This window comes from Terrabacter ginsenosidimutans (assembly GCF_039539425.1).
Classification (GTDB): domain Bacteria; phylum Actinomycetota; class Actinomycetes; order Actinomycetales; family Dermatophilaceae; genus Terrabacter; species Terrabacter ginsenosidimutans.
The window spans coordinates 62,718-84,049 of record NZ_BAABDC010000012.1 but is presented as its reverse complement, the minus strand read 5'-3'; the positions used below and the strand labels follow the sequence as shown (position 1 = coordinate 84,049).

The window sequence follows — 21,332 nt, the reverse complement described above, 5'->3', positions numbered from 1 at the left end:
GTGTTGACTCTTTGCCGGTTGCGCGGCTGAACCTCCCGACGTTGCAGGAGGGCTTGTCGCTCCTGCGACGTCGGCCGGCGCAAGGGCTCGAACGTGTGAGGGGAGCGGGCCCAGAGCCTTGCGAGCTGTCGCCCCGCTCACTTGCCCTTCGCGCACTCTCAGCTGTATTCGCTGCTGACGACCGTCGCAGAGCCGGATGACCCTACGAGCTCGGCTGCGCGGGCTACCGCACCGGACCGGTGGACATGGATTGGGACGAGACCATCGGCCGCGCGGTCTGGTGAGTTGGTCCGCTCCCTCGAAAAGGGTCTGCGCGTGGCCTCAACCTCACCGGCGGAGGATACTGAATCGGGCCCACGCATCGACCAACATCCTGCTCAAACCAGAGGCTCGCGCCGCGAGTTTCAACGAGCACCGAGTTAACGAACTGAGCGCATTATGTCCGTCGCGACAACATCATCTGCCGAACAATGGTCTCTACGGCTGCCCGGGCGGGAGGGCTCGTGAGCGACGCCCCGGGTCCGCGGTCAACGTTTGCGCTCTACCTCAATCGGGGAGCGTGGTAATGCCGGGCAAGGAGCGCGACCCGTGGAGGGAGCCGGGTCAGCTGGCGGTGCGATCGCTCACTGCAGAGCAACGCCGCCAGCTGCGGAAGACCTACCAGATGATGATGCAGTCCACGCAGATGCACGTGTCGATCATGCAGATCTCCGAGGCGCTGAGCGAGCAGCTGAGACCCGCCTCTCCAACCTTCTTATCGTCTGAGGCCAGGGAGGCCATGGACCTCGCCGTCACCCGAGCGGTAGAGCCGTTCTCCCGACAGCTCAGGGAGCAGTTCGTCGACGTGGCCAAAGCGCAGATTGGCCCTATCCGCGAAGTGGTCCGAGACGCATTCGGCGCAGCGCTGGGCCCAGACCCCTTCGGGGTGAAGCAGCTACAAAGAGACCTGGCCCAGACACTCCTCAACCGTCGTCCTTCGCATCTTTCTCCCGATGACGTCGCTCAGCTAGCCGCTCACCTCGTGGAGGTGCAGTTGGACCAGTCCCTTCCAGATCCCGATGCCGAGACAGAGCCCGTGCGGCAGCGCTTGGCCGCGGAGTTCCACGCGATTGACGCGATGGCGCGGATCAGCCGCCGGCAGCCGCGCGATGCCCGCAACCAGGCTCGGCTGGCCAAGGCGGCGTTGGCCTCGTCGCTGCTGGAAGGCGTTCGGCCTAGCCCTGCCACAGTCAAGCAACTGCTTCTGCTGGTGCTGGAGGAGGATGTCGAAGCTGAAGAGGCGGCGCTGGACCAAGCGCAGGAGGCAATTCGAACCCGCGTGGAGACGAACCAGCAGAGGAACGCTGAGTCGTGAGCCTTTCTCCCGTCGAAGATGATGATCCTTACCTCATCCCGGGCACCAACGTGCTGAGAAACCTGCTGGGCATCACCGACCGCGAGGAGCTGAACCAGGCCGAAGCCGATCTGGCCACGCTGTCCAACCGACGCGCGGTGCGGTACCTGAAGGGAGTGATCGGGTCCTTCCAGCCCAAGCACCACCTCGAGGTGCACAGACTGTTGTTCGACCGAGTGTACGACTGGGCGGGGCAAGTTCGGGTCGTATACCTCAGCAAGGACACCTCGGAGTTCCTGTCTGGCCCCCCTTTAATCGGCCTGCAATATCAGTACGAACAGATTGAGGCGGATAATCGACTGCACGCCGACGAGCCACGGGACCAGGTGCTGGATGCACTGACCCAGCACTACTCTGAACTGAACTATGTGCACCCTTTTCGCGAGGGAAATGGTCGCACTCAGAGGTTGATCATTGACGCACTGGCGGAACGGTGCGGCTACCAGATCGGCTGGGAGGCAGTCCTGCCCAACGAGAACAATCGCGTGTGCATCATCGCCATGAATGGAGGGGGCACAGGTGAGATGCGCGACATGCTAGGCCGCATTCTGACTTGGTAGGGCCTGCCCTGGCAGTAGGTAAGGTCGCGCACAAGCGAGCCGCGGCGGCTGTTCCCGCCTGCAAAGGACCCGAACGACCAGTGCGAGGACAGCGCCGGGCGCGCGTTCACGAAGGTCATACGCCCCGGCCGTTCCGGTACGTCAGACCCTCTGTGGCGAGGTGGACGGCACGGAAGTGCCGGGCAGCAGCGAGGGCTCGATCCTGTGCCGGCCAGCCGCCGGGGTATGACCGCAGGAGCGCTCATGGGAATCATTATCCCCCCGCATCCGCTCGTAGATGTCCGGGCGGGTTGCTTCCACGCCTCGGGTCCGCTGTCTGACTTGGAGCCGTTGACGTCGACCGCGACCGCGCGCAGTTCGGCGCTAGCCAGGTAGTTGGCAAATGCCTCATTCTTGGCGGCGGACCCGGCCCAGATCACCGCCGGCTCCGCCGCATCCACGCATGAGCGCTGCCTGGCCGCTCGCACCGGCGTGGGCTGTCCTTGACCAACACCCGCAGCACGGCGCTCAAGGACACTCGCAACCGACGAGCGATCGCTCGATCGGCATCCGCTCGGCCCGCGCAACCGGCGAATCTCTGCCCAGTGCTCCACGCCGATCACCCTCTCCAGGCTCACGGAGGGGGTCCGTTTTCACCCGATCAGGGGTCAGTTTCACCCCTGCTGACTCAGCCTTGAGAGCGGCTCAACCGGAGACCGCCCACTTGCGTGGGCAGTTGCGCTTGTCGTGCCCGTGGTAGCCACACACGCTGCACGCACCTGCATTCGGCGAAACAGTGCACGAACGCTTGTCGTGACCGTCCTTACCGCACCAGGAGCACGTGCGGGTTCTACTCGCGGCCATCGGCCCTCCCTTTCCTCGTCGCTTCGGCAGACTCTAAGGCACACATCTCACCGAGGCATCGCGAGTCCTGGTGGCCCGGCCCAGCAAAGTCGACCCCCAGCCCATGCCGGACTGTCGCCGAACGCGCCCGGCGCCGGAGCAACTGCTCATGGACCTCGAAACCGCCCGTCTGGACTACAGCTAATCAGGATCTCTTGGAGTACGTTCACCCAGCTGCCTGGCACGCCCTATGTGGGCGGGATGGGCTACCTGTCGTCATGCTTGGTCGCTGAGGGAACGGGCCGAGGCGCGATTCCTTGTCGAGCCCCGGCCGTTCCGCGCAGACGCGGACCGTTACGGCAGCAGGGAGTGCTCCCCCGGGGCCAGCTCTACGGGGAGGCCGTCGACGATGACCGTCGTGCCGCCGTCCTCGTCGAGCCCGAGCCGGAAGCGGATCGTGCCGTCGGCGTCGACGCCGGCGATCTCCGCCGTGGCCCAGTCGAGGCGCCGCCCGGCCACCTCGAGCCCCAGGGGCAGGATGTGGCCCGACCGTGGGGGCACGCTCAGCGTCGCGCCCGCAGCGATCGGGGTGCCGTCGAGCGCCACCGTCACCGTGGCCGGTGCGCCCGAGGTATTGATGACGTGCAGCGCCCGCTGCCCGTCGTCGGTGCTCGTCGTCGTGGCGAACACGCCTGGCCACTGCGTCTCGAGCCGCAGGCCAGGAGTCACGCCGAGGCTCGACAGGGCCCGGTCGAAGAGCAGCGGGTCCGACGGCACCTGCGCGGCCAGGACGATGGCGCGACCCTCGCCGAGCGGCACGTCGACACCACACACCCCGCCGTAGACGTCCGTCAAGACCACGTCGCCGCGCTCGTGCGAGAGTCGCTGGATCCACCCGGCACGCATCTCGGGCCACGGCTGCGCCCAGCCGTGCGCGACGAGCGACGGGAAGTAGTGGCCGGTGTCGCGCACCACCTCACCCGGAGCAATACCCAACGCGTCCGCCAGCACGGTGCACTCAGACCCGTCGAGGTCACGCTCCGGCACCCGTCCGAGCAGCACGACGTTGCCGCCCGAAGTCGCATGCCCGACGAGGCGCTCCTGCACGACCCGGGACAGGAAGCGCCCGGTCCCGACGAGCACCGTCGACCCCGGCGCGGGGTCACGTCGCTCGAGATGCGTTGCGCCATAACGGAACCCGCCAAGCAGAAGAGAGCGCGCCAGCGCCTTGCGCTCACCAGCGCCTCGGTGTGACGTGAGGTCGTCCACGACATCAGTCATCACCTCGGACCCGGGGTGGTGGTACTCCGTCATGTAGGCGTCGAGCACGAGCCCCAGCGACACGTCGTCGTGGTCCTCGTCCATCCGGGCCAGCCACGGCTCGTTCGCCTTGACCGCCCGCACGCCGGCCGCCGTCGCCTCGTAGGCATAGCCCCGCTGACCCTCCGGGCCGACCGGCGCCGCCGTGCCGTGCCGCTCACCGGTGAAGCTGACGCGGTCGTTGCCGTCGTCGACGCGCTCGTCGAGCGGCGGGTTGATGCCGCCGGCGAAGAGGTAGTAGTTGATGAGCCGGTTGCCCTGGGCGAGGCACAGGCGCGTCTTGAGGTCCGCCGTCGACGGGTCGTACTGCATCTCCGCGCCAGCGCCGTAGTCGCCCGAACCCGCTTCGAACTCAAGGGAGGTGAGCGGTTGGTCGGCGTCGTGCACGGCAGCCATGAAGGCGTTGATGACGTAGAGGTCGGTCATCGTGTTGAGCGTCGCCTCGCCGAGGTAGTGGTCCGACCCCGACACCATCCCCGGGATGCCGGCATACGTGTCGACGAGCTGGCTGATGCCGATCGGGAAGGGCGCGCCGTTGCCGCCCTCGGTGCCGTGGATGTTGACGAAGAAGGGCACGCCCGAGACACCCCGCGACTCGCACAGACCCCGCAGCGCCGCCACGTACGACGCGAACCGCTGCCGCATGAAGAGCCCCAGATCGAGGCGCAGCGCTCCCGCCCACTCCTCCTTCGGCGACCGCACGACCTCGGCCCAGCCCTCGTCACCCGGCGACACGGCATACGGCCCCGACCCGCCATGGCGCGACCGCACGAACTCGCCGAACGACGCGACGAGCCCGTCGGTGAGGTCGGGAGAGTTCGTCACCCAGGCGAGCATCCCGATCTCGTTGTCGAGCTGCACGCCGATGATCGGTCCACCGGCCGGCTGCAGCCGCGGCGCGAGCACCGGCATGATCGCGTCGAACCACCGGGCGCTCTCGGCGAGGAACGCCGGCGCCAGGTAATCGACGGTCCGCGACGAAACCTGCACGCCGTCCCAGCCGAGCGGCACGATCTCCGGGTGGTCGCGGTAGACGCGGAACGGGATGCCCTCGTTCTTCAGCTCGGCCATGATGAACGGCCCCGGCCGCGCGATGAACCGCAGCCCCTTCTCGGCGGCGAGGTCGATGAACGCCCCGATGTCGCGCTCGGGACGCGTCTCACCCGTCACGTCGAGGGTGCCGTCGGGCAGCTCGTGGAAGATCCACGGGATGTAGGAGGCGACGGTGTCGCAGCCCGCTTCGACGAGCAGGTCGAGGCGCTGCGCCCACTCCGCGCGCGCGACACGGAAGTAGTGCACCTCCCCCGACATGACGATGGACGGCTCGCCGTCGATGCGGATCTGGCGGCGGACAGTCTCGATCATGAGGAGGTCTCCGGGGAGGTGATGGTGACGGAAACAGGCTGGAGGCGGGCCGAGTCCGGCCCGGTGAGCAGGACGATCTCTCCCGCGTCGACACGCGTCGTGAGGTCACGGCCTGCGTATGCCGTCTGCCCGGCCCGCACGTCGAAGGTGACCTCGCGCGCCTGGCCGGGCTCGAGGTCGACCAGGGCCCAGTCGGTCAGCTCGACGAGGGGGCGGGTCACCTCGGCGACGGGGTCGCGGAAGTAGAGCTGGACGACCTCGCGGCACGGCCGGTCGCCGGTGTTGGTGACCGTCACGGTGAGCGTGACCGAGCCGTCGACGGGCAGCGTCGGCGACGACACGACCGGCGCGCCGTAGTCGACGCTCGTGTAGGACAGGCCCAGCCCGAACGGCAGCCGCGGGTAGGTGAGGGCGTCGATGTAGCGGCCCTCCTCGTGGTCGACGTCGGCACGGATGAGTCGGCCCGTCGGCCGCTGGTGCGTGCTCGTCGGGATGTGCCCGGTCGAGAGCGGGAAGGTCATCGGCAAGCGACCATGCGGCTCCACCTCGCCGAGCAGCACGGACGCGAGAGCGTTGCCGGCCTCGACGCCGGGGTGCCAGACGACGAGCACGGCGTCGGCGAGGTCGAGCACCTCGCTGAGGTCGAGCGGTCGGCCGGTGTAGACGACGGCGACGAGCGGTTTGCCGAAGGCGGCGACCGCCCGCAGCACCTCGAGCTGGCCGGGCGGCAGACCGATGTCGACCACCGACTGGGCCTCGCCAGAACGGGAGCGGTGCTCGCCGAGCAGCATCACGGTCGTCTTGGCGCCCCGCGCCTGCATGAGCGTGACGTCGGAGAAGCGGCCGTCAGCGACGGTGACCCGGTCGCCGAGGCGCTCGCGGAGCGCCGGGCCAGGCGTCACGACCTCCTCGCCCCGGCCGTCGAGCACCCACGTGCCGAGCAGGGCGTCGCCGTCGTCGACGAAGGCCCCGCTGAGCAGGACGGAGCCGGCGTCCGGCGACGCGTCGAGCGGCAGGACCCCGTCGTTCTTGACGAGCACGTGCGCGGCCTGCGCGGCCCGGAGCGCGACGGCACGGGTCTCGGCGGTCGGCGCGTTCGAGGCGCCCGGGCGCGCGGCATACGGCCGCTCGAAGAGCCCGAGCCGGAACTTCAGGCGCAGCACGCGCCGCACCGCGTCGTCGACGAGCGCGAGGTCGACCTCGCCCGACTCGACGAGCTCCTCGAGGTGCGCGAGGTAGGCGCCGCCGCACATGTCGAGGTCCACCCCGGCGCGGATCGCGAGCACCGCGGCCTCGCGCAGGTCGGCCGCGACCCCGGCGTTGACGAGCTGGCCGATGCCGTTCCAGTCGGCGACGACCATGCCGTCGAAGCCCCACTCGCCCTTGAGCACGTCGCGCAGGAGGTGCTCGTGCGCGTGCATCGGGGTGCCGTCGACGTCGTTGAAGGCGGCCATGACGGTCGTGACCCCGGCGTCGACCGCCTCCTTGAACGGGCGCAGGTGCAGGTTGCGCAGGGTGTTCTCGCCGACGCTCACCGTGTCGTAGTCGCGGCCACCGGCGGACAGACCGTAGCCCGCGAAGTGCTTGGCGCACGCGGCGAGCCGGTGGGGGTCGCTCGGGTCGTCGCCCTGGAAGCCGCGGACGAGCCCGGCCGCGAGACGCCCCGAGAGGACCGGGGTCTCGCCGAGCGACTCGGCGACCCGGCCCCAGCGCGGCTCCTCGGAGATGTCGACCATCGGCGCGAACGTCCAGGCGACACCGTCGACGACGGCCTCGCGGGCCGCGATCTCACCGATCTCCTCGGCGAGGTCGGGGTCGAACGACGCGGCGATGCCGAGCGGGATCGGGCACACCGTGCGGTGACCGTGGATGACGTCGCGGCCGAAGAGCAGCGGGATGCCGAGGCGGCTGCCCTCGACGGCGTGGCGCTGGGCGGCGTCGATGTTGCCGACGAGCACGCCCTCGTCGCGCTCGTTGCCGCCGGTCGGGCCGGACGCGTAGAGGCTCGAGCTGATCCGGCCGGCCGCGATCTCGGGGGCGTCGGCGTCGGGGTCGATGTTGGCGACCTGGTGGGTCTGGCCCACCTTCTCGGCCAGGGTCATCTCGGTCATGAGGAGGTCGATGCGCTCCTCGACGGGCAGGGTGGCATCGAGCCACGGCCGCACGGACGTGGCGGTGACGGTGGTCATGTCAGTGGGTCTCCACGATGATCTCGGCGGGCGCTGTGGGCTCGGCGCCTTCGGGGGTGGACAGCAGGTCGGCGGCTCGGACGGCCACGCCGGCCCGGCGGTAGGGGTTGCTCAGGGGGCGCAGGTCGAGCTCGCGCCCGTCCACAGTGATGCGGTGCACGCCGTGGCCCTCGGGGCCGACGACGTAGCGGACCGTGAGGTCGTTGCCGGCGAGCGGCAGGCGGGCCGTGAGCTCGCTCGCGCCCTCGGACGCGTCGGCGGGCGGCAGCACCGGGTCGACCTCGACGTCCGCCCCGCGCTGGCGGATGCCGAGCAGCACCTCCGTGACGAGGCGCAGCACGAGCCCGGGCCCGGAGGAGTAGACGCGCCACCCGCCCTCGAGCGGCACGTCGCCGGCCATGAGCGCGGCATAGCGCTCCGACGCGTCGTAGCGGTCGGTGAAGGCACCGTCGGACGAGGAGTAGTAGCACGTCGTCTGACGCGGGCGTGCCTGGGGTACCAGCGAATCCAGCCCGACCGGGCTCGCCTTGGCGAGGGCGGTGAGCAGGGCCGCGCCGTCACCGACACGGGCCAGCGCCTCGGCGTAGCGCAGGTGCGCGTGCATGTACATCAGGCCGATCTCGCGGCCCCAGAAGGTGCTCGCCTCGGCGCGCTGGAAGACCGCCATCGGCCCGCCGACGTAGCTGACCGGACGGTCGAAGAGGCGCGCCCCGTCGGGACCGAGCAGGTGCTCCTCGATGAGGTCGAGGTGGTGCCGGGCCTGCTCGGGCGTCATCAGGTCGGCGCCGATCGCGTGGATCCACGGCAGCACGCCGTAGTGCAGCCCGGTGCGCTCGTCGCTCGGGTGCACGAGCGGCTCGAAGCTCCCGTCCTCGTGCTGCAGCAGGTAGCCGGGCAGCACCGGGTCGGCGGCCAGCTGGTCGAGCAGCGCGTCGTGGGTGCGCTCGGCGAGCTCGTCGGCGTCGGCGCCCAGGGCGGCCGCGTCGCCCAGTGCCCCGACCGCGTGCAGCCCCTCGGCGAGGGTGCGCAGCGACTGCGTCTGCAGCACGGCGGTCCACGTCGAGACGAGGTGCGCGGCCAGGTGCGGGTCGGCCGGCTGGAGCGAGTCGTTCCAGTCGCCGTGGCCGTATGCCGGCAGCGGGCTCCCGGGGACCGTGCACTCCGCGATGCGCGCGACCGCACGCCGGAGGTGCTCGGCGACCGTCGCGGGCTCGCCGAGGGCGTCTTCGCCGACGAAGGCGACCGTCTCGTCGAGCAGGCTCGCGTCACCCGTCGTGCGCAGGTAGTCACCGGCCGCGAGGACCGGCCAGAAGACGACGTCGCCGTGCGAGTCCTGCTGCCCGGTCTCGGGGAGCGGCGGCAGGAACTCGAAGGCCTGCGGCCAGTCGCCGCGGGCGTTCTGCGCGCGGAAGACCCGCAGCAGCACGTCGCGCACGGCATCCTGACGGCCGAGCGCGGTGAGCAGGCCGACGGGTCCCTGGCACACGTCACGCGTGCCCCAGGCGCCACCGGAGAACTGCTCCAGGCCGCGCGGCGAGAGGTAGTGGACGAAGGCGTTGTGGGTGAACCACGGCAGCGCCGCGGAGAGGTTGTCGGCCGAGTCGCCACCTGCACCGAGCGACGAGCCGTCGAGGCTGACCGCGTGACCGGCCTTGTCCCAGAACGACGTTCCGAGGCGCTCGCCGGTCGGGGTGATCTCTCCGGCGACCGCATCCCCGGCGCCGGGGCCCGAGGCGACGACGACCTCGACCTGCTCGCTCGGGTCGAGGAGGACGGTGAGCCAGCCCGGTCCGCGGCTGACGCCGTCGGCCTGGAGCCGGGCGTCGCCGACCTCGGGGCTGCCCGTTCCGGACCACGAGACGCGCCACGGGCGCGGGTCGCCCACCGTCGTGATGTCGACGTGGTCACCGGCCGTCGTCACGGACGGTGCCTCGGTGAGGTCGTCGGCGACCTGCATCGCGAGCAGCACCCGACGCGGTGCCCCGCCACGCTGCCCGACCGACAGGGTCAGGGCGTGCTCGTCGGCAGGGGCGCTCGAGGTCACGGTGAGCACGGGACCCGAGGTGCCGGCATACCACCACGTGCAGTGGTCGAGACCCGTGAACCACGCGCTCGGGCACTCGAGGAGGCTCCACGAGCCGTCGGCGTCCTCGACGAAGAGCCGCACGCCGTGGGCGCGCTGGAGGCCGAGGTAGGTGCGGCGCCCCGTCGCGACCGGGTTGCGGCCGACGTGCCCGCGGGTGATCTGCGAGTGGAAGGTGCCGGCCATCCACACCGTCGAGGCGAGCGAGCGGGAGTCGGGGGTGAACGAGTCGCCGGTGCGGAGCAGGTGGCCGTGCGGGCGCAGGACCGCCAGCTCCTTGGCGGGCGTCACGAGCTGGCCGCCGCGGACGGTCCAGGCGAGCTCGGTGCCGTCGCCGTCGGTCTCGACGTGGGTCCGACCGTCGACGAGGTCGGCGTCCTCGAGCTCGGCGCGGTCGAGCGGGCGCGAGGCGAAGGCGGGGGCTGACGACCACAGCGTGGCAGGGGTGGGCTCGGCCACGCTGTGGTCGGATCGGGGGGCGTCGCTCAGCGCGGCGCGGGAGGCCAGGGCGGCCTCGGCCCAGCGGGCGTCGGCGTCGGAGGTGGCCTCGGGGTGGTCCTCGAGGGCGATGCCCCAGAAACCGGTGCGGCGGGTGTCGGCCGGCGCGATCTCGGCCGGGGCGTCCTGCAGGGCGATGAGCGAGTGCTCGTGCTGCAGGCGGGCGTTCGGCAGGTCGGCCGCGTCGAGGCCGGGCCAGCGCACGCCGTGCGCGGTGCGCTCGGCGAGCTGCAGCGCGTCCGTGGCCCAGCCGGTCCCCGTGCCCGTCGTGCCGACCATGAGCCAGGGCACGCGCTCGCCGGGCATGTTCTGGCGCACCGCGACGGCGATGCCGTGGCCGTCGGTGGCGACGGGGGTGAGGTCGAGGTACTGGCTGACGTAGTACTCGTTCGTGCGCACCGCGCCGAGGGGTGCGAGGGCCGGGTCGTGGGTGAGCACGACGTCGGCGGTCACCGGCTCGCCCGAGGTGTTGGTCAGCTCGAGGTCCCAGTGCCACGTGGCCTGCTCCGTCGAGCCGCCGAGGCGCAGGACGAGGCGGTAGTCGAGCGACTCGTGGTGCCCGGTGACGGTCACGGCGTCGTCGGCCGCGGTCACGACGGAGCCGCTGCCGGGGCCCAGCAGGGCGAGACGACGTAGGCCGTCCGGTCGGTGCACGCGCAGGTGCACGTTCGTCAGACCCGCCTCTGCGACGGTCGCGGGATGCAGCAGCAGGCTCGTCCCGAAGGCCTCGAGCCGGCGCAGCGCACCGTTGTCGAGGACCTCGGCACGGATCGTGTCGCGGCTCTCGAGGGAGTGGACCGGCGGTGCGGTCAGGACGGCGTTGTCGTCGAGCACTGTTCTTGTCTACCAGCGGGCCTGTTTTCACTCCATAGCGAATCCCCTTGAAAACAAATGAAAGTCAGGCTGCGCACGAGCGACCCCATGAAAGTAGTTACATGCCCCCAGAACGTTGACAGTCGTCATGAGTGCGCACCTAACCTGACAAAAAATCCCCCTGACGGAGGTCCGCAATGACGCGAACTCGCACCAAGCCCACGTTGATCGTGACCGGCCTCGCTGCCGCCACCCTCGCCCTCACCGGCTGCGCCGGCAGCGCCGCCCAGAAGGACAGCAAGGCGTCGGCGGACGGCATGATCGCCCAGCTGACGTTCCCGTCGGAGGCCGACGCGGCCGTCGGCGGCCTGGTGAACTACAACCCGAACTCGCCGAAGCCGCTCACTGCGACGTGGCTCTACGAGCCGCTCATCGTGCGCAACAGCCTCACCTGCGAGGAGACGCCGTGGCTCGCGACGAAGTCGACGTGGGAGGGCGGCACCAAGCTGACCTTCGACATCCGTGACGGGGTCAAGTGGAGCGACGGCCAGGCCTTCACGGCCAAGGACGTCGCCTTCACCTTCAACCTCATGAAGCAGTACCCCGCCTTCGACAAGGCCGGCGTCTGGAACGACACGTTCGGCGCCCCCGCCAAGTCCGTGACCGCCCAGGGCAACCAGGTCGTCTTCGAGTTCACCGGCAACGCGGCCCCGAAGTACGACGGCATCATCAGCACGAAGATGCTGCCCGAGCACGTCTACTCCAAGGTGGGCGACCCGACGAAGTACGTCGACAAGACCCCCGTCTCGACCGGCCCCTACAAGGTCGGCAGCTACAACGGCCGCCGCCTCGTGCTCGAGCGCCGCGCGGACTACTGGCAGGCCGACAAGGTCAAGGTCCAGAAGATCGTCCTCGAGGGGCAGTACGACGCGGCGCAGGCGGCGCTCAAGCTGCGCGCCGGCCAGCTCGACGCGTACTACGGCGAGGTGCCGAACCCGAAGAAGACGTTCGTCGACGCGGACCCGAAGAACAACCACTTCTACTACGCCCCCAACGGCATGACCGTCCTGACGGGCAACGACGAGAAGGCGCCGTTCAGCGACGTCAAGTTCCGCGAGGCCATCTCCTACGCGATGAACAAGCAGGACATGTCGCTGAAGGCGACCTACGGCGTCATGAAGCCCGCCAGCCAGACCGGCCTCAAGCTGCCCTCCATGGCCTCGCTCGTCCCGGCGGAGTACTCCGGCGAGGACACCGTCATGCCGTTCGACATGGCCAAGGCGAACCAGCTGCTCGACGCGGCCGGCTACAAGAAGGGCGCGGACGGCAAGCGCACCAACCCCGACGGCTCGCCGCTCGCGGTCAACTTCTCCGTGCAGGCCGGCTTCATCGACTACCAGGCCATCGCCGACGTCGTCGTCAAGGGTCTCAACGACGCCGGGGTCAGCGCCAAGGTCACCGCCTCGGCCCCCGACTCGGTCGACGGGCAGAAGAAGACCGGGGACTTCCAGCTGATGCTCGAGTACCTGCACGGTGGCTGCGAGCTCGCCAAGAACATCGGCGCCAAGCTGTCGAGCACGCAGATCCCGACGAAGACCGACATCTTCCCGAACGTCCAGCGCTTCAAGGACCCCGCCGTCGACGCGGCCGTCACCAAGCTGGCCTCGGACACCGACAAGGAGGCGCAGAAGACCGACCTCGCGCCCCTCGTCGAGACGATGATGACGAAGTACCCGGTGACCGCGCTCATCTATGCGCCCGCTCGCATCCTCTACCGCACGGACAAGGCCGTGGGCTGGCCCAGCGAGGAGAACGCGTACGCCAACCCGCAGGACGACAAGCTGCTGGTGCTGACGCACCTCACTGCCCCGAAGTGACCCACCCACGTCGGTCCGGGACGGCTCGCCGAGCCGTCCCGGACCGGGTCGGGAGGCCCAGATGACTTACTTCGCAAGGAAGTTCGGCTTCTTCCTCGCCACCCTGTGGGCGGTCGTGACGCTGAACTTCCTCATCCCGCGGCTCCAGCCGGGCGACCCCGCCGAGATCATGGTCAAGCGCCTGGCCGGCAAGGACGCCGCGCTCGACCCGGCTCAGGTCAAGGCGATGCGAGCGATGCTCGGTGCGCCCGACGGCTCGCTCTGGAACCAGTACGTCACCTATCTCGGTGAGCTCGTGCACGGCAACTTCGGGCTGTCCTACACCTACTACCCCTACTCCGTCACCGAGGTGATCGCGCAGGCGTTCTGGTGGACCGTCGTGCTCGTCGTCTTCACGCAGGTCGTGTCGTTCGTCGTCGGCGTCGTCCTCGGGGCGTATGCCGCGTGGCGCCGCAACTCGCGCCTCGACTCGATCGTGACGCTGGGGTCGACGTTCCTGGGCACGCTGCAGCCGTTCTGGATCGGTCTGCTCCTGCTCTACGTCTTCGGCTACAGCCTCGGCTGGTTCCCGACGTCGGGTGGCTACGAGGAGGCGACCCCTGGCTTCAACTGGCCGTTCATCCAGGAGGCGGTCTCGCACTCCTTCCTGCCGGCGCTGGCCCTGCTCATCGTCACGCCGATCGGCTGGATCCTCGGCATGCGCAACACGATGATCATGAACCTCGGCGAGGACTACATCCGGCTCGCCAAGGCCAAGGGCCTGCGCGACCGTGACGTCGCCCTTCGGTATGCCGCACGCAACGCCCTGCTGCCCAGCGTGACGGGCTTCGCGCTCGCCCTCGGCGGCGTCCTCGGCGGGGCGATCCTCGTCGAGACCGTCTTCGACTACCCCGGACTCGGCCGGCTCATGGGCGAGGCCGTGCAGAACAAGGACTACCCGCTGCTGCAGACCCTGATGCTGCTGACGACGGCGGGCGTGCTCGTCGCGAACCTCGCGGCCGACCTGCTCTACGGAGTGCTCGACCCGCGCGCCAGGAGGGCCGAAGGATGACCACCCCGATCCCCATCCCGACCGAGGACTTCATGGCCGAGGGCGACCCTGCCCAGCTCGGCCAGGAGCTCGCCGTCGAGCAGGTCAGCGACAGCGCCAGGCCCGACCAGTGGTGGCAGGTGATCTGGAGCAGCAAGAAGGCCCGCGTCGGCGTCGTCATCCTCGTGGTCTACATCCTCGTCGCCGTCTTCGCGCCCCTCATCGCGCCGCAGGACCCGCTCGACAGCTCGTTCGAGCCGTTGGCGGGCCCGAGCGCGGAGAACTGGCTCGGCACGACGACGAGCGGTCAGGACATCGCCTCACAGCTCATCTACGGCTCGCGGATCTCCTTGATGGTCGGGCTGTTCGCCGGACTCATCTCCACCGTCATCGCGACGGTGATCGGCCTGATCTCCGGCTACGCCGAGGGCACGATCCTCGACGACCTGCTGTCCTTCGTCACCAACGTCGCGCTCGTCATCCCGGCGCTGCCGCTCATCATCACCCTCGTGGCCTACTCCGAGGTCCGCGGCATCTGGCTCATCGTCGGCGTCATCTCGATCACCTCGTGGGCCGGTGCGGCTCGTGCGAAGCGCGCGCAGATCATCAGCCTGCGCAACCGCGACTTCGTCACGGCGGCCAAGTTCTCCGGCGAGGGGACCTGGCGCATCGTGTTCCGCGAGATCATGCCCAACATGACCTCGCTCGTGGCGGCGAGCTTCGTCGGCGCGGCCACCGGCGCGATCGGCGCCGAGGCGGGCCTCGCGGCCCTCGGCCTCGGCGACAGCCAGAGCGTCTCTTGGGGCACGATGCTCTACCAGTCCAACGCCCAGGGCGCGATCGCGCAGGGCCTGTGGCTGTGGGTCTTCGTCCCCGGCCTCGTCCTCGCGATCCTCATGACGGCCATGACGTTCATCAACTTCGGCGTCGACCTGCTGAGCAACCCCCACCTGAGGGAGGACGCATGACCCTGCTCGACGTCCGCGACCTGAGCGTCCGCTACGAGCCCAAGGCTTCCCGGCCCCTCGACGCCGTGCAGGAGGTCAGCTTCGGCATCGAGCCGGGCGAGTTCGTCGGCCTCATCGGCGAGTCCGGCTCGGGCAAGACGACACTCGGCACGGCGCTGCTGCGCCTGCTCCAGCGACCCGGCCGGATCAGCGGCGGCTCGATCACCTTCGACGGCACCGACATCACCGACCTGCACGAGGACGACCTGCGCGCCCTGCGCTGGCGCGACATCTCGACGGTCTTCCAGAGCAGCATGAACTCGCTCAACCCGGTGGTCCGGGTCGAGGGGCAGTTCCGCGACGCCATCGAGCAGCACTCGTCGCTGCGCGGTGAGGCCGTCACGCGCCGCATCCGCGAGCTGTTCGAGATGGTCATCATCGACCCGAAGTTCATGACCGCCTTCCCGCACGAGCTGTCGGGCGGCATGCGCCAGCGCGTCAACCTCGCGCTGGCCCTCGCGCTCGAGCCGAAGTTCATCCTCCTCGACGAGCCGACGACGGGGCTCGACGTCGTCGTGCAGCACTCGATCCTCGAGAACGTGCGGCGCCTCCAGGCCGAGCAGGGCTTTGCCGTGCTCTTCATCAGCCACGACATCGGCACCGTGCTCGACCTCTCGGACCGCATCCTCGTGATGTATGCCGGCCGCATCGTCGAGGACCAGAGCGCCGGCGCGCTCCTGCGCAAGCCCCTGCACCCGTACACGAAGGGACTGCTCGGCTCCTACGGCGACCCGCGCCAGGAGACGGTGAAGATCACCTACGTCCCCGGCCGGCCGCCGGACCTCAGCCTGCCGATGGTCGGCTGCAGCTTCGCGGCACGGTGCCCCGAACGGATCGAGCGCTGCCTCGAGAAGGACCCCGCGCTCGTGCCGCTCGAGGGCGGCCGCGCCGCCTGCCACGTGGCCGTGCTCCAGCACGAGGAGGGCGGGGCCGGCCCGCACGGCGAGCCGAAGCGCGGCTTCGAGGGGCCCCAGTTCGTCAAGACGGCCGACGAGTCGCGCAGCGCCCTGACCAACGACGTCGTCCTCTCGGTGGAGGGGGTCAGCAAGGTCTTCGAGCGGCGTCGGGGGTTCACGGTCACGCGCACCGAGGCCGTGACCGACGTCAGCTTCGAGCTGCGCCGCGGCGAGGTCACGGCCCTCGTCGGGCAGAGCGGCAGCGGCAAGTCGACCCTCGCGCGGATGATCACCGGGGTCGAGAGCCCCACGTCCGGCCGCATCGTCTTCCACGGCGCCGACGGCGACAAGCAGGTCTCGGGCTTCCGGGGCCGGGCGCTGCGCCACTACCGCAGCGACGTCCAGATGGTCTTCCAGGACCCCTACAGCTCGATCAACCCAGCCAAGCGGCTCGGCTACGTGCTCTCCCGCCCACTCGCGAACTACCACGGCCTCAAGGGCGAGGCCCTGCGCGAACGGGTCATGGAGCTGCTCGAGCGGGTCGCCCTGACGCCGGCCGACCGCTTCGTCAACCGCTACGGCTACGAGCTGTCCGGCGGTCAGCGCCAGCGCGTCATCATCGCCAAGGCGCTCGCGGTCGAGCCGCGGATCATCGTGGCCGACGAGCCCATCTCGAGCCTCGACGTCTCGATCCGGGCCGAGGTCCTGGAGCTGCTCAACGACCTCGTCAAGGAGAACGACGTCGGCATCCTCTACATCACGCACGACCTGCTGAGCGCCCGCATGCTCTCGGACGAGGTCATCGTCCTCAACAACGGCAAGGTCGTCGAGCAGGGGCAGACCCTCGAGGTCATCCGTGCCCCCAAGGACGACTACACGCGCACCCTGCTCGACGCCATCCCCAACCCGTTCTGACGTGCCTGTCCGAGTTGTGCTGCCTGACGCTCCCGTGCACAGTGGTCCCGAACGAGGGAGCCTGGGTGTCCACGGAGCACGACGACGCGCGACCGGTCACGATCTACACCGTGGCCGAGCGTGCCGGCGTGTCCATCGCCACGGTCTCTCGCGTGCTCAGCGGCTCGACCCCGGCGTCGGCGCTGACCCGGCAACGGGTGCTGCGGGCCGTCGAGGACCTCGAGTACGTCCCCCTGCGCGGCGGCCGCCCCGTCGACGTGCCGACGCACGAGACGCACGGGCTCGTGCTGCCGGGGCTGCGCGGGCCCTACTACTCCGAGCTGCTGTCGGGCTTCGAGTCGACGGCGGCCCGGGACGGCCAGTCGGTCGTCGTGGTCGTCTGCGACGCGTCCAAGGACGCCGAGGCCTCGGTGCGCAAGATGCTGGGCCGCATCGACGGCATCGTCATCGCCAACGACACGATCAGCGACGCCATGGTGCGCCAGATCGTGCGGACCACGCCGACGGTGCTCGTCGCGCGCGACGCCATCGAGGGCTGCGACGCGGTGCAGGTCGAGAACTTCATCAGCTCGGCCGAGCTGACCCGGCACCTGCTCGAGCACGGCCGCAAGCGGCTCGTCTTCGTCGGCGACCCCGACACCTCGCACGACGTCTCCGAGCGCTACCGCGGCTTCCAGCACGCCCTGACCCGGGGCCGCGGAGCCGAGGTGGCCGGTCCGATCCGGGTGCAGTACGAGGAGACCTCGGGCCGCCGGGTCCTGGAGGAGCTCCTCGCGGCCGACGCTGCCGGTGTCGGCATCGACGGGCTCGTCTGCGCCAACGACGAGCTGGCGCTCGCCACGATGGTGCTCCTGGACCGCGAGGGTCGTCGGGTGCCGGGCGACGTCGCGGTGGTCGGCTTCGACGACATCATGACGTCGCGCTACCTCGCGCCCGGCCTGACCACGGTGCAGCAGCCGATGCGCGAGCTCGGGCGGTGGGCCGCGATCCGGCTCCACGAGCGCATCGCCGGGCGCCGCTTCGACGTGCACCCGCAGGTGCTGCCCACCCGCATGGTCGTGCGCGGCTCCTGCGGCTGCGACTGGGACCAGACCTCCGTCGCCGGAGCCTGACCCTCCCGCACGTCGTGCCGGCCGGGGTCGAGTGCCCAGTTCTCCACGCATCCCCGCCATCCCAAGGACGTTCGTATGCCTGATCGCACCCTCCTGCTCCGCTGGGCCGCCGACACCTGGCGCTCGTTCGAGGCCATGACCGACCCCGACACCGGCCTGCCGACCGACAGCATCGCCGCCTCGCTCGACCCGGCCACGCGCAGCGGCTACACGTCGCCGACGAACATCGGCGGCCTGCTCTGGTGCACCGTTGCCGCGCGGGACCTCGGTCTCGTCGACGCCGACGAGGCCCACGACCGGCTCGCCCGAGTGCTGAGGACGCTCGCCGGGATGGAGGTGCACGACGAGTCCGGGATGTTCTTCAACTGGTACGACGACCGGACCGGGACCCTGCTGCGGCAGATGCCGGACAGCGGACACGAGATCCGGCAGTTCCTCTCGAGCGTCGACAACGGCTGGCTCGCGGCCGGCCTCATGGTGGCCGCGGCAGCCGAGCCGCGCCTCGCGTCGCACGCCCACGCCGTGCTGGACCGGATGCACTTCGGGGTCTTCCACGACGCCGCAGCCGGACCGGAGGGTCCCGGTGGACGCCTCACCGGCGGCTTCTGGGTCGAGGACCCCGGAGAGCCGACCCGCCGCGCGTCGTTCGTCGCCGGGCACGCCGAGGTCTTCCACACGAAGCACCATTACGACCTGCTCGACTCCGAGCCGCGGATCGCGAGCTACGTCGGCATCGCCCACGACCAGATCCCGCCCGAGCACTACGCCGCCCTCGACACGCCGATGCGGCACTACCGCGGCCGCGACGTCGTGCCGACCTTCGGCGGGTCGATGTTCGAGGCGCTCATGCCGACGATCTTCGTGCCCGAGGCGACCTGGGCGCCGGACACGTGGGGCGTCAACGAGGCCCGCACGGTGGCCCTGCAGCGTGAGTACGCGATGGACGAGAAAGCCTATGGCTACTGGGGGTTCAGCCCGTCGGCCTGTCCCGGAGAGGGGTACTCGGTGTTCGGGGTCCCGCCCATCGCGTGGGAGGCCGACGGCTACCCGAGCGAGCGCGACGGCGAGGTCGTCGTGACGCCGCACGCGTCGGCGATGGCCCTCATGGTCGAGCCCGACGCCGCCACCGACAACCTCGCCCGCATCGAGAGCGACCTCGGTGCCTACGGACCCGGCGGCTTCGTCGACGCCGTCGACACGCGGACCGGTCGGCACGCGGGTCGCCACCTCTCCCTCGACCAGTCGATGGTGCTGGGGGCGCTCGCCAACGTCCTCGCCGACGACTGTCTCCACCGCTGGTTCGCCACCCCGGAGGTCGAGGCCGTGCTCCGCCCGGTCGTCGCGGCCCGTCGGATGCCCCTGACCGGACCCGCCTGACCCCGACCCGGCCCGGTCGTACTCTGGTGAGGTCCGGAACGCGCGAGAGGTGGTGTGGCGGACGTGTCGCAGTGGCGAGAGCAGTGGTCGGAGCAGGAGTGGGCGACGCTCCGGCTCGCGCCCGTCTGGGTGCTGAGCGCCCTCGCCGGCCAGGTCCGTTTCGACGAGGACGAGCGCGGTGCCTTCTGGGACGCCGTGACCGACGCAGCCCTGCGCAGCACCGGCCCTGGCCGGGAGTTGCTCGGCACCGCAGCAGCCGAAAGGCGTTGGCTGTTGGACGCGTTCGAGCTCGACAGCCGACCCGTCGTGTCCGGGCTGCTCTCCGTGACGCGGCTGCTCGAGCGCATGTCCCCCGACACCCGGGACGACGTCCGCGCGAGCATCCTGCGGGTCGGTGAGGGCGTCGGCCGCGCCCGCGGCCACTTCGGACGCCGCATGACGCTCCAGGACGAGCAGACGCTGCTGCTCGTCCACCAGCTGCTCCAGACCGCCCGGGAGACCTCGGGCGACAACCCGCTCAACTCCCCGGCCGCCATCTGAACCGCGCCGAGGTCCGGCGCGGCCCACCCGGCATACGCGGACGTTGCGGGCATACGATCGCACGGTGGGCGAGGTCGAGCAGACTGGCCGAGCGCCCGCCGTCGTCGACGACGCCCGCACGCTCGGGCAGGAAGGACGCAGGGGAACCTATGTCTGACAAGCAGATCGGTCACGAGATCGGCCAGGCCCTCGGGGCCAACCTCACCCGACGCTCGCTCTTCGCCCTCGGCGGTGCCGCGGCGGTCACGGGTGCGCTCGCCGCGTGCGGCAGCAACACCGGCCGCGAGCCGGTGGCCACGGGCGGCGCGAGCGGCGGCGGCAGCGGCGCCACGCTCAACCAGTGGTACCACCAGTACGGCGAGGCCGGCACGCAGCAGGCCGTCGAGAAGTACGCCGCGGCCTACAAGGACGCCACGGTCAAGGTCAGCTGGAAGCCCGGCGACTACGACCAGTCCACGGCCGCCTCGCTGCTCACCGACGCGGGTCCCGACGTCTTCGAGTACGGCAACGGCCCGACCATCGACATGATCAAGGGCGGCCAGGTCGTCGACCTCACCGACCTCATCGGCGACGCGAAGAGCGACTTCAACCAGAGCATCCTCGAGCGGATGACCTACGACGGCAAGACGTATGCCATCCCGCAGGTCGTCGACATGCAGCTGCTCGTCTACCGCAAGTCGATGCTCGACAAGGCCGGCATCGCCCCGCCGCAGACCATCGACGAGCTCATCGCCGCGGCCAAGAAGCTGACCCAGGGCAACGTCAAGGGCCTCTTCCTCGGCAACGACGGTGGTGCCGGCCTCATGGGCGGCCCGATGCTGTGGTCGGCCGGTCTCGACTACCTCACCAAGGACAACCAGTTCGGCTTCGACGACCCGCGTGCCGCGACCGCCCTCGGCAAGCTGCGCGAGATGTGGGACGCCAAGGTGCTGCTCCTCGGCGCGCCCAAGGACTGGTTCGACGCCTCGGCCCTCACCGCCGGTCTGACCGCGATGCAGTTCACCGGTCTGTGGACCTTCCCCGACATCAAGAAGGGCCTCGGCGACGACTTCGGCGTGCTGCCCTGGCCAGCCCTCGACGGCAGCGGCAAGGCGTCCGTGCCCGTTGGCGCCTACGGCTCGTGCGTCAGCGCGAAGAGCAAGGACGTCGAGGCCGCCAAGAAGTTCGCCAAGTGGCTGTGGATCGACCAGACCGCCTACCAGCTCGACTTCGCCACGGCCTACGGCTTCCACATCCCTTCCCGCACGAGCCTCATCAGCCAGGCCTCGACCCTCAAGAGCGGGCAGGCTGCCGACGCGGCCAAGCTCGCCACCGACGTCGGCCACGCGCAGAGCCCGATCCTGTGGACGCCCAAGTGCGCCACGGCCTTCGGTGACGCGATGAACCGCATCGTCAAGGAGGGCGCCGACCCGGCCGGCGAGATCGCCAAGGTCAAGGCCGTGGCCGACCCCGAGCTGAAGCGGGTCCTCGCCTGACAGCGCAGGCCGGCCCCGCTGCCTACGACAGCACCGCGCAGCGGACGGCGACCGACCGGG

The 21,332-nt window shown here is 70.2% G+C and carries 13 protein-coding genes; 10 read left to right on the top strand and 3 right to left on the bottom strand.

Annotated elements, in window-relative coordinates; translation table 11 throughout:
- Nucleotides 1-565 precede the first annotated feature (565 nt).
- The gene (locus tag ABD831_RS20960; RefSeq protein ID WP_344951597.1) at nt 566-1,354 is read left to right on the top strand and encodes a hypothetical protein; all 789 of its coding nucleotides are present in this window, start codon (nt 566-568) and stop codon (nt 1,352-1,354) included.
- Complete coding sequence (locus ABD831_RS20955; protein WP_344951594.1) at nt 1,351-1,953, top strand: Fic/DOC family protein; 603 nt, start codon at nt 1,351-1,353, stop codon at nt 1,951-1,953. Before ABD831_RS20960 ends, ABD831_RS20955 begins: the two co-directional genes overlap by 4 nt.
- A gap of 1,176 nt (nt 1,954-3,129) precedes the next feature.
- Here the strand turns inward: ABD831_RS20955 and ABD831_RS20950 are convergent.
- Genes ABD831_RS20950 through ABD831_RS20940 form a run of 3 tightly spaced genes read right to left on the bottom strand, consistent with a single transcriptional unit; the run spans nt 3,130 to nt 11,064 of the window.
- Nucleotides 3,130-5,460 carry a beta-galactosidase gene (locus tag ABD831_RS20950; protein WP_344951589.1) on the bottom strand — a complete coding sequence of 777 codons (2,331 nt, stop codon included), beginning with the start codon at nt 5,458-5,460 and terminating at the stop codon, nt 3,130-3,132.
- Nucleotides 5,457-7,649, bottom strand: coding sequence for a glycoside hydrolase family 3 N-terminal domain-containing protein (locus ABD831_RS20945; RefSeq protein WP_344951586.1), 2,193 nt, complete (start codon nt 7,647-7,649; stop codon nt 5,457-5,459). The genes ABD831_RS20950 and ABD831_RS20945 overlap by 4 nt, the downstream gene beginning before the upstream one ends.
- A 1-nt stretch (nt 7,650) precedes the next feature.
- Nucleotides 7,651-11,064, bottom strand: coding sequence for a GH36-type glycosyl hydrolase domain-containing protein (locus ABD831_RS20940; RefSeq protein ID WP_344951582.1), 3,414 nt, complete (start codon nt 11,062-11,064; stop codon nt 7,651-7,653).
- A 176-nt stretch (nt 11,065-11,240) separates the two neighbouring features.
- On the opposite strand from ABD831_RS20940, the gene ABD831_RS20935 reads away from it, so the two are divergent.
- The 8 genes from ABD831_RS20935 (at nt 11,241) to ABD831_RS20900 (ending at nt 21,272) form a co-directional block, all read left to right on the top strand.
- Complete coding sequence (locus ABD831_RS20935; RefSeq protein WP_344951577.1) at nt 11,241-12,920, top strand: ABC transporter substrate-binding protein; 1,680 nt, start codon at nt 11,241-11,243, stop codon at nt 12,918-12,920.
- Nucleotides 12,921-12,981: 61 nt separating this feature from the next.
- Nucleotides 12,982-13,971 (top strand): ABC transporter permease, encoded by a 990-nt coding sequence (locus ABD831_RS20930; RefSeq protein ID WP_344951574.1) that lies wholly within the window; start codon nt 12,982-12,984, stop codon nt 13,969-13,971.
- Nucleotides 13,968-14,918: an ABC transporter permease gene (locus tag ABD831_RS20925; RefSeq protein ID WP_344951569.1), complete on the top strand. Its 951-nt coding sequence runs from the start codon at nt 13,968-13,970 to the stop codon at nt 14,916-14,918. Before ABD831_RS20930 ends, ABD831_RS20925 begins: the two co-directional genes overlap by 4 nt.
- A complete protein-coding gene (locus tag ABD831_RS20920) occupies nt 14,915-16,768 on the top strand; it encodes an ABC transporter ATP-binding protein (RefSeq protein ID WP_344951566.1) in 1,854 nt (617 codons plus the stop codon). Before ABD831_RS20925 ends, ABD831_RS20920 begins: the two co-directional genes overlap by 4 nt.
- Before the next feature lie 65 nt (nt 16,769-16,833).
- Nucleotides 16,834-17,880 (top strand): LacI family DNA-binding transcriptional regulator, encoded by a 1,047-nt coding sequence (locus ABD831_RS20915; protein WP_344951563.1) that lies wholly within the window; start codon nt 16,834-16,836, stop codon nt 17,878-17,880.
- A 75-nt stretch (nt 17,881-17,955) separates the two neighbouring features.
- Nucleotides 17,956-19,257, top strand: a complete 1,302-nt coding sequence (locus tag ABD831_RS20910; RefSeq protein WP_344951560.1) for a glucoamylase family protein — start codon at nt 17,956-17,958, stop codon at nt 19,255-19,257.
- A 63-nt stretch (nt 19,258-19,320) separates the two neighbouring features.
- A complete protein-coding gene (locus ABD831_RS20905; protein ID WP_344951557.1) occupies nt 19,321-19,797 on the top strand; it encodes a hypothetical protein in 477 nt (158 codons plus the stop codon).
- A gap of 149 nt (nt 19,798-19,946) precedes the next feature.
- The gene (locus ABD831_RS20900) at nt 19,947-21,272 is read left to right on the top strand and encodes an ABC transporter substrate-binding protein (protein WP_344951553.1); all 1,326 of its coding nucleotides are present in this window, start codon (nt 19,947-19,949) and stop codon (nt 21,270-21,272) included.
- Nucleotides 21,273-21,332: the final 60 nt, after the last annotated feature.

Bases quoted from the DNA above. Each gene is read 5' to 3' on its own strand.
- ABD831_RS20950 (WP_344951589.1), bottom strand. From the start codon at position 5,460: ATGATCGAGACTGTCCGCCGCCAGATCCGCATCGACGGCGAGCCGTCC.
- ABD831_RS20900 (WP_344951553.1), top strand. From the start codon at position 19,947: ATGTCTGACAAGCAGATCGGTCACGAGATCGGCCAGGCCCTCGGGGCC.
- ABD831_RS20930 (WP_344951574.1), top strand. From the start codon at position 12,982: ATGACTTACTTCGCAAGGAAGTTCGGCTTCTTCCTCGCCACCCTGTGG.
- ABD831_RS20960 (WP_344951597.1), top strand. From the start codon at position 566: ATGCCGGGCAAGGAGCGCGACCCGTGGAGGGAGCCGGGTCAGCTGGCG.
- ABD831_RS20935 (WP_344951577.1), top strand. From the start codon at position 11,241: ATGACGCGAACTCGCACCAAGCCCACGTTGATCGTGACCGGCCTCGCT.
- ABD831_RS20920 (WP_344951566.1), top strand. From the start codon at position 14,915: ATGACCCTGCTCGACGTCCGCGACCTGAGCGTCCGCTACGAGCCCAAG.
- ABD831_RS20925 (WP_344951569.1), top strand. From the start codon at position 13,968: ATGACCACCCCGATCCCCATCCCGACCGAGGACTTCATGGCCGAGGGC.
- ABD831_RS20945 (WP_344951586.1), bottom strand. From the start codon at position 7,649: ATGACCACCGTCACCGCCACGTCCGTGCGGCCGTGGCTCGATGCCACC.
- ABD831_RS20910 (WP_344951560.1), top strand. From the start codon at position 17,956: ATGCCTGATCGCACCCTCCTGCTCCGCTGGGCCGCCGACACCTGGCGC.